Origin of the sequence: Nocardioides sp. SYSU D00038, assembly GCF_016924665.1 — a bacterium.
Classification (GTDB): domain Bacteria; phylum Actinomycetota; class Actinomycetes; order Propionibacteriales; family Nocardioidaceae; genus Nocardioides.
Genome location: NZ_JAFFJT010000026.1, coordinates 22,073 through 38,035, shown reverse-complemented (window position 1 = coordinate 38,035; position 15,963 = coordinate 22,073). Strand labels below are relative to the sequence as shown.

The window sequence follows — 15,963 nt, the reverse complement described above, 5'->3', positions numbered from 1 at the left end:
AAGCGTTTGTGCCTGCGAGCGGACAGCGGAGGCATGAGGTCTGGCGTCGCGGGTGCGCGCACCGAAGGGGAAGTAGCCGGATGTCGCCCCGAAGGGGCGGAGGAACCAGCGGCTAGCCGAGTTACATGGTCAACCGGTTAACCGGATGTCGCGCCGAAGGGACGGAGGAACCAGCGGCTAGCCGAGTTACATGGTCAACCGGTTAACCGGATGTCGCCCCGAAGGGGCGGAGGAACCAGCGGCTAGCCGAGTTACATGGTCAACCGGTTAACCGGATGTCGCGCCGAAGGGACGGAGGAACCAGCGGCTAGCCGAGTTACATGGTCAACCGGTTAACCGGATGTCGCCCCGAAGGGACGGGGAGCATGAGGACAGTCACTCCCCGCGCCGAGGTTCACAAACATAGTCGCTGAGAGAGCCGCTCTTGGTGCGCTCCAGTGCTGGTCTGCCATCAGCGCGACCCTCAGACTCATAGAATCAAGTCCTGTCGACGGTGGTGGCGAGCCACTGCCCGGACGGGTCGCCCGCACGTAGCGATCCACGCCTCCGGGAACCTGCTCGTCGCTTAAAGTCGCGCGCTTGAAGGGGGTCCCCCCAATGCACCAAGAACTACTGCATGACCTAGACCAGCTCACCGTGATGGTGGACGGGCTTGAAGTGCCGCTGGTTGTTGAACTGACTCGCCAATTCGCCATCACGGTCGACCGAGCCATTCGTCCCGGGGATCAGATCAACCTGTCTGCGCTTCTCGATGAGAACGACTTGCATCGCGATGTGCTGCTTAGCCGCGACGACCTCGTGCAGACGGCCTGGGAGCTGTTCCTCGACACTTCCCGGACCGCAGATCTGCGCGAGTTAATGCTGGGACCGTACAGGTTGCTCCAGTACCGCCTACTGCGGGACCTGTACGACCGCTACAAGAGCCGATTGCCCAAGAAGGACTCTGATCCTGCGTCAGCCCCGCACCTTTCCCTCGACGCGCTCCTAGATGCGGAAAACGGGGGCGGCACAGCCAGCTTCCTCGAGCACACGGGTCAGGTTGGTGGCCTGGCTCAGGCGACCGTCACGTCGAGCCCAGGCCGGCACCGCAGCGAAGGTGGGACTTATTCAGCAGAGCGTGTCCGAGACCTTCTTCCGTTGCTCGACGATCACGTCTTTGTGTGGGTCCAGAATGGCCGGGAGCCTTCAGGGCCGGCCCTGGACATCCGGACCGCTTGGTCGCGAGCTGACCTCAGCCATGGTGAGCGACAAGCGGCCTACTTGGTCGGCGTTCTCGACCTGACACACCGGGAGGCGGGCACGCTCCTTGGCGTTAACCACGCGACAGTTGGCCGCCGCTTCGCTATCGCCTGCGAGAAGCTGGCGACCCAGGCCAACGACCTGCGGCCGCGATCGGAAGTCGCGTGCTGTGTAGTCGAACTGCGTCGTCGTCAGGATGTTGAGCCGCACTTGGCCGCAGCCGCATGACTTCACACTGTGAAGAGCGCGGAGAATGCGAGGGCGTGGTCTACCCGTTTCCCGTCAGTGTCGAAGAGGCACGGTGGATTGAGGCCAAAGTGGCCGCCATGCCGCCATTCAGCCCTGAGGGGCGGCGCCAGATGTCAGAGTTTCTCTCTCGACGAAATCAAGCCGTTCGGGATCGAAGCGTCCAGTCCGCTGCGTGACAGGGCGAACGTAGATGGCTTGCCATGTGGCATCCAAGCGCGCCCTGAGTTCCACTTGGTCGAGCTTGGCCCACTCGTCGGCCGACACTGGGGCCAGGCGGGGGCCGGTCGTTGCAACTAGCCACGCCTCGCGATCCCTGGCGGCCTTCTCTCGCAGCGCCTCCAGCGCTGCGACTCTAGGGAACACGAGCCGCCCCGGTAGTTCGTGTTCGTCGTATGCACGCATGAGTTCGGCGATCTGTTCGTTGACCTCTCGCAAGGCGTCTTCTCCATCCCAAGGCTCCGGCCCACTGATCTCGGTCTGCAGAGTCAGCCGGCGAAAGGTGAGGTTGAGGGCGGCTCGATCTGTTGGGTGGCCGCTGATGGCAACACGATGTCCGTCTTGCGCAGTTCGGTCGCAGACGTAGTTGAACCTGCCGTCCTCTCGAGCCTTGCTGCCGAACATCAGCCCGTGGCAAACCCCGCAGCGGACTAACCCAGTCAGCAGGTACTTGCGGGCCCCTCGTCGGGCTCCGCTGGGCTCTGAAAGCTTCCGAGCCTCGAAGTGGAGACACAGGCGCTCCCAGGTTTCCCCGTCGATCAATGGTTCCCAAGCACCGTGCACTGGCTCTCCGGTGGGGGTGAGCAGCACTTCGCCACGATGCGTGCGCAAGCCGACGAGCCGCGGGTTCTGGAGGTACTTCCGCAGTGTCTGGCTGCTCCAGCGGTTGCCAGTGGTGGTTGTCACGCCTGCGTCGTTCCACCGCCTTACGACGTGGGCTAGCGGGATGCCGTCAAGGACTTCCGTCACCGCCTGACGAGCCAACGGAGCCTCTGCCGGATCGAGGGTTCGCAGATCCGACTGCCACCCGAAAGTGCGGCGGCCAACTGGTTGCCCGGCCTCAGCTAGTTCGCGATGCTTGCGCCGCGTACGCCGGCCAGTGTCCAGCGACGCCTTGTTGGCGAAAGCCACCATCACCCGGGCCATCGTCAGCCCGTCGTCGCTGGCGAGGTTGATGTCCCCCTCGAGCGTGGCGAAGGTGAGTCCCGGGTTGGTCTCGTAGACCTCGATTACGCGCTCAAGGTCTACGGGTTGACGAGCGAGTCGATCGAGGTTGTAGACGACGACCCCGTCAACTACCCCGTTAGCCAGGTCGCGCAGCATGGTCTCGAACTGGGGCCGCTTTACCCCGCGTTTGAAGGCTGATAGGTCGTTGTCGACGTACTCTCGGACCTCCCAGCCACGGAGCTCGGCCAAGCCGCGGCAGTCTCTGAGCTGTCGCCCCACGCCCAGCCCTGAGGCGTCGGCATCATCACTAATTCGGGCATAGGCAGCCTTCATATTCGCATTGTGCCAACGTAACTAATGGATGGACGAGTTCCCGCTCTTCCGTGCCGACCTCATCGACGCCCTGCGCCAGCCGCTCGAGAGCGGTGACATCACCATCGCCAGGGCCGAGGAGTCGGTGACGCTGCCGGCGCGCTGCCTGGTGGTGCTGGCCGCCAACCCGTGCCCCTGCGGCGACTACCGGGCGGCCGCCTCCGAGAGCCGGTGCAAGTGCCCGGCCCGGGCCGTCCGCGCCTACCAGTCGCGGGTGCGGGGGCCGGTCACCGACCGGATCGACATCACCCGGCACCTCTCGCCGATCGCCCCGCACGCCCAGGCCACCCCGGGGGCCGCGCCGGAGCCGACGGCCGCGGTGCGCGAGCGCGTCACCGCCGCACGCGCCCGCCAGGCGGCCCGCTACGCCGGGGAGGGCTGGCGGCTCAACGGGCAGGTGCCGGGCCCGGTGCTGCGACGTCGCTACCCGCCCACCGACCAGGCACTGCGGCGCGTCGACAGCGACACCTTCGGTGGGTCACTGACGGCCCGCGGCGCGGTGCGGGTGCTGCGGCTCGCCTGGACCCTGGCCGACCTCGCCGGCCGCGACCGACCCGACCTGGCCGAGGTCGAGACCGCGCTGGCCCTGCGGCACGGTCAGTCGCTCACGCTCGACGCGCTGCGCCGGCGGGCCGGATGAGCCGGGACGACGAGCGCGTCGCCCGGGTGGCGCTCAGCCTGCTGGGCGAGCCCGGCGACGTGCGGCTCACCGGGCTGGTGGCCGAGCTCGGCGCGGTCCGGCTGCGCCGGCTGCTGGCCGACGAGGGGGCCAACCTCGAGCTGGCCGGCGAGATGGCCACCCGGCTCGCCTCGGTCGAGCCGGAGCTGCTCCTCGAGCGGGCCGGGCGCGCCGGCATCCGCTACGTCGTGCCCGGCGACGAGGAGTGGCCGGATTGCCTCGCCGACCTCGACCGCGCCGAGCCGGTGCAGCGGGTGGGCGGCGCGCCACTGGGTCTGTGGGTGCGCGGCCCGGTGCGCCTCGACCGGCTCGACCGCGCGGTCGCGGTGGTCGGGTCGCGCAACGCCACGACCTACGGCGCCGACGTGGCGGCCGAGATCGCCGCGTCGGTGGCTCACGCGGGCCGGGTGGTGGTCTCCGGGGCGGCGTTCGGCATCGACGTGGCCGCCCACCGCGGCGCACTGGCCGCGGGCGGTCGCACGGTCGCCGTGCTCGCGTGCGGCGTCGACCGGCCCTACCCCACGCCTCACCGACCGCTTCTCGACCACCTCGCCGCCGAGGGGGCGGTCGTCTCCGAGCTGGCGCCGGGCTGCGCGCCCACCCGGCTGCGGTTCCTCTCCCGCAACCGGGTGATCGCGGCGCTCGCCGGCGGCACCGTGGTGGTCGAGGCCGCCGCTCGCAGCGGGGCGCTCAACACCGCGACGTGGACCAGCCGGCTGCACCGGCCGCTGCTCGCCGTGCCCGGACCGGTCACCAGCGTCACCTCGCAGGGCGCCCACCACCTGGTGCGTAGCGGCGAGGCCCTGCTGGTGACGTCCGGCCGCGACGTGCTCGAGGCCACCGGGGTAGCGGGCGACGCGCTCGCCGAGGAGCCGCGGGGCCCGCAGCGTCCGCGCGACCGGCTCGACCACCGCCAGCAGCGGGTGATCGAGGCGGTGCCGGTCGCCTCGCCCGCCCCGGTCGACTCGATCGCCCGCACCGCCGGCCTGGGGCTGGTCGAGGTCCGAGCCGCGCTGGGTGCGCTGCTGCGGATGGGACTGGTGGAGTCGGTGCCGACCGGCTGGCGGCTGGCCGAGGCGGCCCGGGCCTGAGCGCCGGCCCGTTCGCCGCGGTGCCGCGCGCCGGACCCGGCCACACGGCGGTCGTCCCTACGCTGGGAGGGTGAGCGAGACCCCACCGGTCGAGGAGGCCGACCCCGGGCTGCCCGAGCCGATGGCGCGGGTGCTGGGCGACTACGAGCGCCACCTCGCCTCCGAGCGCGACCTCACCGCGCACACGGTGCGGGCCTACCTGGGTGACGTGGCCGGGATGCTCGACCACGCCGCCCGGCTCGGCCACACGGGTGTCGACACCCTCGACCTGCGCTCGCTGCGCTCCTGGCTGGCCAAGCAGCAGTCGCTGGGCCGGTCGCGCACCACGCTCGCGCGCCGGGCCACCGCCGCCCGGGTGTTCACCGCCTGGCTGGCCCGCAGCGGGCGCATGCCCCACGACGTCGGCGCCAGCCTGGGCTCGCCCAGGGCGCATCGCACCCTGCCGCCGGTGCTCCGCGCCGACGAGGCCGCCGACCTGATCCGGGCCGCGACCGCGCTCGCCGACGACGGCAGCCCGGTGGGGCTGCGCGACGTCGCGATGCTCGAGCTGCTCTACGCCACCGGCATCCGGGTCGGGGAGCTGGTCGGCCTGGACGTCGACGACGTCGACCGGGGTCGCAACGTCGTGCGGGTGCTGGGCAAGGGCCGCAAGGAGCGCACGGTGCCGTTCGGGGCGCCCGCGGCAGCGGCGCTCGACGCCTGGCTCGAGACCGGCCGGCCGCGGCTCCGGACCGAGGGCGCCGGCGCGGCGCTGTTCCTCGGCGCTCGCGGGCGCCGGATCGACCCGCGGGCGGTGCGCGAGCTGGTGCACCGCCGGATCGCGGAGGTGCCGGGCGCCCCCGACATCGGCCCGCACGGCCTGCGGCACACGGCCGCGACCCACCTGCTGGAGGGAGGTGCCGACCTCCGCTCGGTGCAGGAGCTGCTCGGCCACGCCTCGCTCGCGACCACCCAGCTCTACACCCACGTCACCACCGACCGGCTGCGGCGGGCCTATCAGCAGGCGCACCCGCGGGCCTGAGCCGGCCCCGGGATCGGTCCCGGGATCGGCCCGGGCAGCGCGAGCGCGGTCAGCGCCAGCCGCACCAGGCCCAGGTAGGGGAATGCCGCCGCCGACCGGGCCGCCGGCCGGTCGCGCCACAGGGGGAGCAGCCGCACCGGTCCCGCACCCACCAGGCGAAGCGGGTCGAGGTAGGTCTCGCCCTCGATCCAGCCCCAGTGGAGGCAGGCCCGGGGGAAGCAGTGCGACCCCGGCAGCTGGAGCGCCCCCAGGTGGCCGCCGGCGGCCACCGCGTCGCCCACCCCGACCGCGGCAGCCACTGGCTCGTAGGTGGTGCGGGTAGGGCCGTGGGAGACCACCACCACCCCGCGGCCGGCCAGCGGACCGGCGAAGGTCACCGTGCCGGGCAGCGCGGAGCGGACCGCCTGGCCGGGACGGCCGCCGAGGTCGACCCCGCGGTGGCCGGGACCGTACGGCGACGCGGGCGGGTCGAAGCCGTGCACCACCTCGGGCACCGGCAGCAGCGGCCAGACGCCCACCGGGTCGGTGTCGGCCCGGGCCGGGGCCGTGGCCACGAGCACCAGCCCCCCAACCAGGCCCACCAGCCCCAGCACCAGGCAGAGCAGCGCCGCGGCGGACGGGCGGGGACGGGCGGGCGATCGGGCGGGCGGTCGGGCGCACGGACGCGGGGACATGTCCTCCACGATCGGCCGCGACGCCGCCGGGCGCCGCCGGAGTCGCCCGGCCTGGGGAGGGGGCGCGCCGGAGGCCGCCCTGTGGACGAGAGGCGGCCCGGTCGCGGACCCCTCGCCGGGTCGGGGCGGATTGGCCCGGGACGGGCGGGGTCGCGTAGTCTGGCGGACGCAGTCCCCTCGGGGGCTGACTTCGCACGTCCGCAGACCGCGACGGGGCCTCCCCAGGCCCCGGCCACCCGTGGGCGACGACCCTCGGTCCCGGAGCGATCCGGGTCGGGTCGCGCGCAGGCGTCAGGGCGACCGGCACCCGTCGGTCGCAGGAACTGAAAACGACCGGACACCCGGCCGGTGCGCCCTGGTTCAAGGGCGTGCACACGGTCGTGCGTCCACACAGGGAAGAAGACACGCACATGGCAGTCGTGACCATGCGCCAGCTCCTCGAGAGCGGCGTCCACTTCGGGCACCAGACCCGTCGCTGGAACCCCAAGATGAAGCGCTTCATCATGACCGAGCGCAACGGCATCTACATCATCGACCTGCAGCAGTCGCTGGCCTACATCGACCGTTCGTACGCGTTCATCAAGGAGACCGTCGCCAAGGGCGGCACCGTGATGTTCGTGGGCACCAAGAAGCAGGCGCAGGAGGCGATCGCCGAGCAGGCGACCCGCGTCGGCATGCCCTACGTCAACCAGCGCTGGCTCGGCGGCATGCTCACCAACTTCCAGACCGTGCACCAGCGGATCAACCGACTCAAGGAGCTCGACGAGGTCAACTTCGACGACGTGGCCGGCTCCGGCCGCACGAAGAAGGAGCTCCTCCAGATGAAGCGCGAGCGCGACAAGCTGGAGAAGACCCTCGGCGGCATCCGCGAGATGGGTCGCACCCCGGCCGCGGTCTGGGTCGTGGACACCAAGAAGGAGCACCTGGCGGTCGAGGAGGCCCGCAAGCTGCGGATCCCGATCATCGGCATCCTGGACACCAACTGCGACCCCGACGAGGTCGACTTCCCGATCCCGGGCAACGACGACGCGATCCGCGCCGTCGGGCTGCTGACCCGCGTGGTCGCCGACGCCGTCGCCGAGGGCCTCATCGCCCGCTCCGGTGGCAACACCGACAGCGCCGCGCCGGCCGCCGAGGAGCCGCTGGCCGAGTGGGAGCGCGAGCTCCTGGGTGGCGAGGCCGAGCAGGCCGCCGTGGCCGCCACCGGCGCCGAGGCCGACGCGCCCGCGTCGGAGGCGACCGGCGCCGCGTCGGAGGCCCCCGAGGCCGCCGCTGCCGCCGACGCCGCCACCGAGGCTCCGGTCGAGGCCGCCGCCGAGGCACCTGCGGAGGAGGCTGCCGAGGCTCCCGCCGCGGCCGCCGACGAGCCCACGACCGAGGCCTGATCCCACTCCGACGTACCTGAAGAGGACAACGACACATGGCTTACACCGCAGCCGACGTCAAGAAGCTCCGTGAGCTGACGCAGGCCGGCATGATGGACTGCAAGAAGGCGCTCGACGAGACCGACGGCGACTTCGACAAGGCCGTCGAGCTGCTCCGGGTCAAGGGCGCGGCCAAGGCCGCCGCCCGAGGCGCGGAGCGCGAGACCTCGGCCGGCCTGGTGGCCGCGTCGGGCAACGCTCTGGTCAGCCTGCTGGCCGAGACCGACTTCGTCGCCAAGAACGAGGCGTTCGTGACCGCCGCCCAGCAGATCGCCGAGGCGGCCGACGCGAACAAGATCGGCGACGCCGAGGCGCTCAAGGCCGTCCAGCTCGGCGACAAGACCGTCGGCGAGGTCGTGCAGGACCTGGCGATCACGATCGGCGAGAAGATCGAGCTCGGCCAGGTCGCGTACTTCGACGGCAACACCACGGTCTACCTGCACAAGAAGGCCTCCGACCTGCCCCCGAGCCTCGGTGTCCTCGTCGAGTACGAGGGCGACGAGGCCGCGGCCAAGCAGGCCGCGCAGCAGGCCGCCGCGCTCAAGGCGCAGTTCCTCACCAGCGACCAGGTCCCGGCCGACGTCGTGGAGGCCGAGAAGGCCGTGCTGACCAAGAAGACCCTCGAGGAGGGCAAGCCCGAGGCCGCCGTCGAGCGGATCGTCGAGGGCCGGATCGGCGCGTTCTTCAAGGAGATCGTGCTGCTCGACCAGGAGTCGGTCTTCGAGTCGAAGAAGTCGGTCAAGCAGGTGCTCGACGCCGCCGGCACCACCGTGACCCGCTTCGCGCGTTTCGAGGTCGGCGCCTGAGGGCGATAGGTTCCTGACAGACCCAGCGGAGGAGGCCGGTTCGATGACAGCACATCTGGACATCGGACCGGCCTCGTCGCGTCCGAGGCAGCCACGAAGGGATCCGGTGTGACCGCCTACAAGCGCGTCCTTCTCAAGCTCTCGGGCGAGGTGTTCGGGGGCGGCAAGGTCGGCGTCGACCCCGACGTCGTGCAGAAGATCGCCCAGGAGATCGCGGCCGTCGCGCGCGCCGGCGTGCAGGTCGCCGTGGTGACCGGCGGCGGCAACTTCTTCCGCGGCGCCGAGCTCCAGCAGCGCGGCATGGACCGGGTGCGCGCCGACTACATGGGCATGCTCGGCATCGTGATGAACTGCCTGGCCCTCCAGGACTTCCTGGAGAAGCTCGGGGTGGAGACCCGGGTGCAGACCGCGATCACCATGGGCCAGGTCGCCGAGCCCTACATCCCGCGCCGGGCGATCCGCCACATGGAGAAGGGCCGGGTCGTGATCTTCGGCGCCGGCATGGGCATGCCGTTCTTCTCCACCGACACCGTCGCCGTCCAGCGCGCGCTCGAGAGCAAGTGCGACGTCGTGCTGGTCGCCAAGAGCGGCGTCGACGGCGTCTACAGCGCCGACCCCAAGGTCGACCCGACCGCCACGAAGTTCGACGAGCTCACCTACGACGACGCGATCCAGCGCGGCCTGCGGATCATGGACCAGACCGCGTTCGCCCTCTGCGGGGAGAACAAGCTGCCGATGATCGTCTTCGGGATGGAGCCCGAGGGCAACATCCTGCGCGTCGTGCAGGGTGAGAGGATCGGCACGCGGGTCAGCGCCGGCTGACCCACCCCCCCGAGAGCACCGCAGCACACCACCGAGCACGACGAGACGCAGGAGCAGGCGTGATCAACGACATCCTCAACGAGGCCGACGGCAAGATGACCAAGTCGGTGGAGTCCACGCGCGAGGAGTTCGCCGCGATCCGCGCCGGCCGCGCCCAGCCCAGCATGTTCAACAAGATCCTGGTCGACTACTACGGCACGCCGACCCCGCTCCAGCAGCTGGCGTCGTTCACCGCGCCGGAGGCCCGGACCATCCTGGTGCAGCCCTACGACATCGGGGCGATGGCGAACGTCGAGAAGGCGATCCGCGACTCCGACCTCGGCGTCAACCCGTCCAACGACGGCAAGGTGCTGCGCTGCGTGTTCCCCGAGCTGACCGAGGACCGCCGCAAGGAGTACATCAAGGTCGCCCGCGCCAAGGCCGAGGACGGCCGGGTCGCCGTGCGCAACCTGCGCCGCACCGCCAAGCAGGGCCTGGAGAAGCTCGAGAAGGACGGCGAGGTCGGCAAGGACGACGTCACCGGCGCCGAGAAGCGGCTCGACGCGATGACCAAGGCCCACACCGACGCCATCGACGAGATGCTCAAGAACAAGGAGGCCGAGCTGATCGAGGTCTGAGGCCTCTCCGCTCGACACCCCTCACATGACCGACACCCCCGCCACACCCGTGCCCGAGCAGCAGAAGGACCACGGGCGGGCCGGCCGCGACCTCAAGGCCGCCGTCGCCAGCGCCGTCGTCCTGCTCGTGGCGATCGCGGTCTCGCTGCTGGTGTGGAAGACGGCGTTCATGCTGATCGTCGCGGCCGCCGTGGTCGTCGCGATCTGGGAGCTGCGCAAGGGGCTGCTGGCCAAGGGCATCGACCTGCCCGAGCAGCCGCTCATGGTCGGCGGCGTCGTGATGGTGGTGGTCGCCTACTTCTGGGGCGCCCCGGCCCTCGTCACCGCCACCGCGGTCACGGCCCTCGTGGTCATGCTGTGGCTGCTCCAGCGTGGCATCGACGGCTACGTGCAGAACGCCACCGCGGCGGTGTTCACCCTGGTCTACGTGCCCTTCCTCGGCTCGTTCGTGGCGCTGATGCTGAGCGAGGGGGGCACCAACCTCGACGAGGTCGGCGCGGGCGTCGACGACCTGGGCGTGCAGGGCATCATCACGTTCATCCTGGTCACCATCGCCTCCGACATCGGTGGCTACGTCGCCGGCGTGCTGTTCGGCCGGCACCCGATGGCCCCGGTCATCTCCCCGAAGAAGTCGTGGGAGGGCTTCGCCGGCTCGCTGGTGTTCACGGTCGCGGCCGGCATCACGCTGGTGGTGCTCCTGCTCGACGGCGACTGGTGGGTGGGCCTGGCGCTCGGCGCCATCGCCGTGGTGATGGCCACCCTCGGCGACCTGTGCGAGTCGGTGATCAAGCGCGACCTCGGCATCAAGGACATGAGCCAGGTGATCCCGGGCCACGGCGGGCTGATGGACCGGCTCGACTCGCTGCTCGCCACGATCGCGCCGATCTGGTTGCTGCTCCACTACGCCGTCTTCTAGCGGGCCATCTTCCAGCCGAGCGGTCCGCGCCTTGTCCCGGGCCGGGCCGCGCCTCCCGGCCGGTCAGCCGCGCGGGGACTAGGGTCGGGGGCGTGAGCAACCCGCACCCCCTCGACGAGGAGCGCCCTCGTCGGGTGGTAGCGCCGGAGCAGCACCACGACCCGGATGCGACTGACCCGACCGGCCCGACCGACCCGGACGCCGGCGCCGGCGACCAGGACCGTGACGACGACGCCGCGGAGCTCGGCTGGTGGCACCGCGACCACCCGACGTTCACGCCGATCGCGGCGTTCTTCACCGGCATGGTCACGATCGTGGTGGTGCCGGCCGGTTACGGCCAGGTGCTGCGCTGGCTCTTCGAGCGCGACCGGGTGGAGGCGCTGTTCCCCTTCGTGCTCGTCATCTTCGCCATCCCGCTCGGCCTGCTGGTGCGGTCGCACACCCGCCGCTTCGGCCGCTACATGCTCCTCGGGATGGTGCTCTCGGCGGTCGTGGTGGCCGCCGTGGGCGGGCTGGTGCTCTGGCTGCTGATCCAGAACCAGTCCTGACCAGCGCCGTCGGCGACGAATCGGCGCGCCCGGGGGCCGGGTGGGAGAATGGGCGGCGTCATGTCCGAGACCCCCACGCCTGCCCCCACCCCGCCCGAGGGCGCCACCGCGCTGCCGCTGGTCCTCGACCCGCCGCGCGGTCGCGCCAAGCCGCCGCGCCACCTCGCCGACCTCGACCCCGCCGGCCGGGCCGAGCTGCTGCGCGAGCACGGGCTGCCGGCGTTCCGCGCCAAGCAGCTCTCCCACCACTACTTCGGCCGGCTCGTCGACGACCCGGCGGAGATGACCGACCTGCCGGCGGCGCAGCGCGACGACCTCGTGCGCACCCTGCTGCCGGAGCTGATGTCGCCGCTGCGCACCATGGAGGCCGACCGGGGCACCACCCGCAAGACCCTGTGGAAGCTCTTCGACGGCTCGCTGGTCGAGTCGGTGCTGATGCGCTACCCCGACCGGGCCACGATCTGCGTGTCGAGCCAGGCCGGCTGCGGGATGGCCTGCCCGTTCTGCGCCACCGGCCAGGGCGGGTTGCAGCGCAACATGTCGACCGCCGAGATCGTCGAGCAGGTGGTCGCCGGCGCCCGTTCGCTGGCGCGCGGCGAGGTGCCCGGCGGCCCCGGCCGGGTCTCCAACGTGGTCTTCATGGGCATGGGCGAGCCGCTGGCCAACTACCGAGCCGTGATCGGGGCCGTACGACGCCTCACCGATCCGAGCCCCGACGGCCTCGGCATGTCGGCCCGGGGGGTCACGGTCTCGACCGTGGGGCTGGTGCCGCGGATCCTGCAGCTGGCCGAGGAGGGCATCCCGGTCACGCTGGCGCTGAGCCTCCACGCGCCCGACGACGAGCTGCGCAACGAGCTGGTGCCGATCAACACCCGGTTCTCGGTCGCCGAGACCGTCGACGCGGCGTGGACCTACGCCTCGACCACCAAGCGCCGGGTCTCGATCGAGTACGCCATGATGCGCGGGATCAACGACCAGGCGTGGCGCGCCGACCTGCTGGCCGACGTGCTGCAGGCGCGCGGCGACTGGGGCTGGGTGCACGTGAACCTGATCCCGCTCAACCCGACGCCGGGCAGCAAGTGGACGGCGTCCGACCCGGCCGACGAGCGCGAGTTCGTGCGCCGGCTCGAGGCGCGGGGCATCCCCACGACCGTGCGCGACACCCGGGGCCGCGAGATCGACGGCGCCTGCGGGCAGCTGGCCGCCACCGAGGCCTGAGGCCCCGGGCGGCGCCGGCTCAGCCGCGCGCCAGCACGCCCAGTGCGCCGACGCCGGCCTCGACGGCCGGCGCGGACGCCGCCCGGGCGGCCAGGAACGCCGGCGCCTGGACGACCAGCTCGACGTTGCGGGAGTCGCGGTTGCCGCGGTGGCTGTCGTCGGCGTGGTGCCAGTCGTTGGCGGCCAGCTCGCGACCCAGGGCGGCGAGCTGGAGCGAGTCGCCGGTGCCGCTCGCGGCCGGGGGACCGGCGTGGTCGACCAGGGTGGTGAAGATCGACAGGGTGCCGTCCTGGTTGTCGGCGATCTCGATCAGCCGTGACTGCTGCGGCCAGTCGATGTGGGAGGCGGTGTTGATCTCCCAGAAGCCACCGGTGCCGTCGGCGCGGGTGCGGGCCCAGATCTGGTTCCTGTGGGTGTGGCCGTTGATCCAGGCTGCCACGTGCGGGTGCTCGAGGAGCTCCTCGACCACCCGTCCGCCCAGCACGCGCGGCCGGCCGTCGAGGCCGGTGAGCTGGAGGGGGTTGGTCATGGTGCCGGAGGTGTGGTGGCTGAAGACCAGCACGATCTTGTCCGTCGAGGCGGCGAGCAGCTGCTGGAGCCACTGGAACTGCACGTTGTCGATGGACCCGTCGGAGTAGCCGTTGGGGTTGACGGTGTCGAGGACGACGAAGCGCACGTCGCCCTTGTCGAAGAAGTAGTAGGCGGTGCCCTTGGTGCGGTTCTCGGGGGTGAACCCGTGGCCGACCGGCAGCCCGGTGGTCTGGAAGTGCTGCTCGACGACCTGCTTGCGGGTCAGCAGCTTCCGCCTCGCGTCGGGGGTGACGACCCGGACCGCCGGGGTCAGCGCCAGCGACTGCAGCAGGGCGACCGGGTCGCCGTCCTGAAACGCCTCGAGCACCTGCCCGGGCGCGAGGCCGGCCGGGGGCGAGACGATCTTGAGGATGCCGGTCGAGACCAGGCCGAGCTGGAGCGACTGGGGGAAGTTGCCCTGGGCCAGGCCGTCGTGGTTGCCGAACGCCGAGTACCACTCCATCTGCAGGCCCTGCGCCTGGAACGGGCGCCGGACGGCGTCGAGCAGGCCCGGCACGGTCGGGAACCCGCGCTTGCGCCGGGGGACGTCGTCGATCTTGCCGCGCGGGGTGCCGTGGGGGTGCCAGTAGTGCTGGTCGTAGAAGAGCGGGTTGTCGTCGGCGACGCCCTCGAACTTGTTGGGGTTGCCGGAGTCGACCTTGACCGTGCCGCCGTCGAGCAGGTCGATGTTCCAGCGGACCTCGTTGAACTGGGAGTTGTCGGAGTTGTCGCCGGTCTGGATGGCCAGGGTCAGCGGTAGCCCGGTCACCGGGCCGGAGCCGATCTCGTTGAGCTCGCGGACCATCGCGTCGGCCACCTGGCCGCACATCAGCTCCTGGGGCCGGTAGGCCGAGGTGAGCAGCCCGGTGTGCAGGGGGCTCGGCGGGTCCTCGAGGCGGTCGGTCCACTCCACCCGCAGCGGCGACTGCACGTCGGTGATGTGCACGTCGCTGAGCTGGGCGAAGGCGATCAGCGGCCGGCGGCGCGCGACCCGGCCCTCGACCGCGGCGACGCCGAGGTCGGTGCGCAGCAGGTGCGGCTCGCCGGGACCGGTGACGACCTTGCGGTAGCCCAGGGCGTCGGGCGTGCCGCGGAGCAGCACCTGCACCAGCGTCGTCCGCTGGAGGGCGGCCAGGGTGCGGCCGGCGGCGGCGCGCACGCCGGCGGCACGCGTGGGGGCGGCGGGCAGCGAGCTCGCGGCGGCGACACCGCCGAGGGCGGCGCCGGAACGGATCAGGCCACGTCGGGTCAGCTTCACACCGCCTCAACGAGCCACCGTGGCCTACGTCACGTCACGCGATCTTCACGTGTCGGACGCGTCTGGACCGCCGCCCGTTGCGACCCGGTTCCTAGCGTCCGGGCCATGACGACCAGTCCGTCCCCGCTCCGGGTGCTCGTGGTCTCGGAGTCCTTCCTGCCGCAGGTCAACGGCGTCACCGGGTCGGTGCGGCGGGTGCTCGACCACCTTGCCGCCGAGGGTCACGCCGCCGAGCTCGTCGCGCCCACCGGGCCCGACGCCTACGCCGGCTTCCGGGTGCACCACGCCCGCGGCGCGAACCTGCCCTTCTACCGCGACTTCCGGCTCGGCCTGGAGACCCGGGCCCGGCTGCGCTCGGTGATGGCGAGGTTCGCCCCCGACGTCGTCCACATCGCCTCGCCGGCCACCCTCGGGCACCAGGCGGCCCGCGCGGCGCGCGAGCTCGGGATCCCGACGGTCGCGGTCTACCAGACCGACCTGGTCGGCTTCGCCGAGCGCTACGACGTCGCCGGCGGCGGCCGGGCGATGACCCGCGCGATGTCCTACCTCACGCGGCGCATCCACACCGGCGTCGACCGCACCCTCGCCCCGTCGTCGGCCAGCGTCGCCCAGCTGGCGGCGCTCGGGGTCGAGGACGTCGCGCTGTGGCCGCGCGGCGTCGACCTGCAGCAGTTCCACCCCGTGCACCGCGACCCCGCGCTGCGCCGACGGATCGCCCCCGACGGCCGGCTCCTGGTCGGCTACGTCGGGCGGCTCGCCCCGGAGAAGGAGCTTGAGCTGCTCACCTGTCTCGTCGGCGACCCCCGCTACGCGCTCGTGGTCGTCGGCGGGGGGCCCGAGGAGGACCGGCTGCGCCGCCTGCTGCCCGGCGCGACGTTCCTGGGCGTCCTGCACGGCGAGGAGCTGGGCCGGGCGCACGCCTCGCTCGACGTGTTCGTCCACACCGGCCGCCACGAGACCTACTGCCAGTCGGCGCAGGAGGCGCTGGCCTCCGGCGTGCCGGTGGTCGCACCCCGCTCGGGAGGCCCGGTCGACGTGGTCGCCGACGGCGTCGCGGGGTTCCTCTACGAGCCGGGCGACGGCGACGACCTCGGCGGCTACGTCGACCGGCTGGCCCGCGACCCGCTCTTCCGCCGCCGGATGGGCCTGGCCGCCCGGCGCAGCGTCCGCGACCGGTCGTGGGACGTGGTCAACGCCGCCCTCGTCGACCACTACCGCGAGGTGGTCGCGGCGGCGGCCACCCGCCTGGCGCCGGCAGGCTGAGGAGGCGGGGCGGTCCGGGGCACGACGAGCGC

At 71.9% G+C, this 15,963-nt stretch carries 15 protein-coding genes; 12 read left to right on the top strand and 3 right to left on the bottom strand.

Annotated elements, in window-relative coordinates:
* Window positions 1–636 precede the first annotated feature (636 nt).
* Window positions 637–1,467 carry a hypothetical protein gene (locus tag JT721_RS15760; protein WP_205474213.1) on the top strand — a complete coding sequence of 277 codons (831 nt, stop codon included), beginning with the start codon at window positions 637–639 and terminating at the stop codon, window positions 1,465–1,467.
* Between the two features lie 108 nt (window positions 1,468–1,575).
* Here JT721_RS15760 and JT721_RS15755 read toward each other — a convergent pair whose 3' ends face one another.
* Entirely contained in the window at window positions 1,576–2,985 is a 1,410-nt protein-coding gene (locus JT721_RS15755) for a recombinase family protein (protein WP_205474212.1), read from the bottom strand.
* Window positions 2,986–3,013: 28 nt separating this feature from the next.
* Between JT721_RS15755 and JT721_RS15750 the strand changes: the two genes are divergently transcribed.
* The 3 genes from JT721_RS15750 (at window position 3,014) to JT721_RS15740 (ending at window position 5,815) form a co-directional block, all read left to right on the top strand.
* Window positions 3,014–3,664: an ATP-binding protein gene (locus JT721_RS15750; RefSeq protein ID WP_205474211.1), complete on the top strand. Its 651-nt coding sequence runs from the start codon at window positions 3,014–3,016 to the stop codon at window positions 3,662–3,664.
* Window positions 3,661–4,794: a DNA-processing protein DprA gene (gene dprA, locus JT721_RS15745; RefSeq protein WP_205474210.1), complete on the top strand. Its 1,134-nt coding sequence runs from the start codon at window positions 3,661–3,663 to the stop codon at window positions 4,792–4,794. Before JT721_RS15750 ends, dprA begins: the two co-directional genes overlap by 4 nt.
* 121 nt (window positions 4,795–4,915) lie before the next feature.
* On the top strand, window positions 4,916–5,815 hold the full coding sequence (locus JT721_RS15740; protein WP_205474329.1) for a tyrosine recombinase XerC: 900 nt from the start codon (window positions 4,916–4,918) through the stop codon (window positions 5,813–5,815).
* On the opposite strand, the gene JT721_RS15735 is transcribed toward JT721_RS15740, so the two are convergent.
* Window positions 5,791–6,489, bottom strand: a complete 699-nt coding sequence (locus JT721_RS15735) for a M23 family metallopeptidase (RefSeq protein ID WP_205474209.1) — start codon at window positions 6,487–6,489, stop codon at window positions 5,791–5,793. The genes JT721_RS15740 and JT721_RS15735 overlap by 25 nt on opposite strands.
* 410 nt (window positions 6,490–6,899) lie before the next feature.
* Between JT721_RS15735 and rpsB the strand changes: the two genes are divergently transcribed.
* From rpsB to rlmN, 7 genes are all read left to right on the top strand, one after another.
* Complete coding sequence (gene rpsB, locus JT721_RS15730) at window positions 6,900–7,874, top strand: 30S ribosomal protein S2 (protein WP_205474208.1); 975 nt, start codon at window positions 6,900–6,902, stop codon at window positions 7,872–7,874.
* A 35-nt stretch (window positions 7,875–7,909) separates the two neighbouring features.
* On the top strand, window positions 7,910–8,719 hold the full coding sequence (gene tsf, locus JT721_RS15725; protein WP_205474207.1) for a translation elongation factor Ts: 810 nt from the start codon (window positions 7,910–7,912) through the stop codon (window positions 8,717–8,719).
* A gap of 108 nt (window positions 8,720–8,827) precedes the next feature.
* Window positions 8,828–9,541 (top strand): UMP kinase, encoded by a 714-nt coding sequence (pyrH, locus tag JT721_RS15720; RefSeq protein WP_205474206.1) that lies wholly within the window; start codon window positions 8,828–8,830, stop codon window positions 9,539–9,541.
* A gap of 62 nt (window positions 9,542–9,603) precedes the next feature.
* Window positions 9,604–10,158 (top strand): ribosome recycling factor, encoded by a 555-nt coding sequence (gene frr / locus JT721_RS15715; protein ID WP_205474328.1) that lies wholly within the window; start codon window positions 9,604–9,606, stop codon window positions 10,156–10,158.
* A gap of 25 nt (window positions 10,159–10,183) precedes the next feature.
* On the top strand, window positions 10,184–11,074 hold the full coding sequence (locus JT721_RS15710) for a phosphatidate cytidylyltransferase (RefSeq protein ID WP_205474205.1): 891 nt from the start codon (window positions 10,184–10,186) through the stop codon (window positions 11,072–11,074).
* 92 nt (window positions 11,075–11,166) lie between these two features.
* Complete coding sequence (locus tag JT721_RS15705) at window positions 11,167–11,622, top strand: hypothetical protein (RefSeq protein ID WP_205474204.1); 456 nt, start codon at window positions 11,167–11,169, stop codon at window positions 11,620–11,622.
* Window positions 11,623–11,682: 60 nt separating this feature from the next.
* Window positions 11,683–12,840 (top strand): 23S rRNA (adenine(2503)-C(2))-methyltransferase RlmN, encoded by a 1,158-nt coding sequence (gene rlmN, locus JT721_RS15700; RefSeq protein WP_240340878.1) that lies wholly within the window; start codon window positions 11,683–11,685, stop codon window positions 12,838–12,840.
* Window positions 12,841–12,859: 19 nt separating this feature from the next.
* Here the strand turns inward: rlmN and JT721_RS15695 are convergent, their stop codons facing one another.
* A complete protein-coding gene (locus tag JT721_RS15695) occupies window positions 12,860–14,668 on the bottom strand; it encodes a TIGR03767 family metallophosphoesterase (RefSeq protein ID WP_205474202.1) in 1,809 nt (602 codons plus the stop codon).
* Between the two features lie 105 nt (window positions 14,669–14,773).
* Here JT721_RS15695 and JT721_RS15690 point away from each other — a divergent pair, with 105 nt between their 5' ends.
* Window positions 14,774–15,931, top strand: a complete 1,158-nt coding sequence (locus JT721_RS15690) for a glycosyltransferase family 1 protein (protein ID WP_205474201.1) — start codon at window positions 14,774–14,776, stop codon at window positions 15,929–15,931.
* Window positions 15,932–15,963: the final 32 nt, after the last annotated feature.

Excerpts from the sequence above, each read along its gene's own strand:
- tsf (WP_205474207.1), top strand. The coding sequence starts at position 7,910 with ATGGCTTACACCGCAGCCGACGTCAAGAAGCTCCGTGAGCTGACGCAG.
- JT721_RS15750 (WP_205474211.1), top strand. The coding sequence starts at position 3,014 with ATGGACGAGTTCCCGCTCTTCCGTGCCGACCTCATCGACGCCCTGCGC.
- JT721_RS15755 (WP_205474212.1), bottom strand. The coding sequence starts at position 2,985 with ATGAAGGCTGCCTATGCCCGAATTAGTGATGATGCCGACGCCTCAGGG.
- JT721_RS15740 (WP_205474329.1), top strand. The coding sequence starts at position 4,916 with ATGGCGCGGGTGCTGGGCGACTACGAGCGCCACCTCGCCTCCGAGCGC.
- rlmN (WP_240340878.1), top strand. The coding sequence starts at position 11,683 with ATGTCCGAGACCCCCACGCCTGCCCCCACCCCGCCCGAGGGCGCCACC.
- JT721_RS15735 (WP_205474209.1), bottom strand. The coding sequence starts at position 6,489 with ATGTCCCCGCGTCCGTGCGCCCGACCGCCCGCCCGATCGCCCGCCCGT.
- dprA (WP_205474210.1), top strand. The coding sequence starts at position 3,661 with ATGAGCCGGGACGACGAGCGCGTCGCCCGGGTGGCGCTCAGCCTGCTG.
- JT721_RS15690 (WP_205474201.1), top strand. The coding sequence starts at position 14,774 with ATGACGACCAGTCCGTCCCCGCTCCGGGTGCTCGTGGTCTCGGAGTCC.
- rpsB (WP_205474208.1), top strand. The coding sequence starts at position 6,900 with ATGGCAGTCGTGACCATGCGCCAGCTCCTCGAGAGCGGCGTCCACTTC.
- JT721_RS15710 (WP_205474205.1), top strand. The coding sequence starts at position 10,184 with ATGACCGACACCCCCGCCACACCCGTGCCCGAGCAGCAGAAGGACCAC.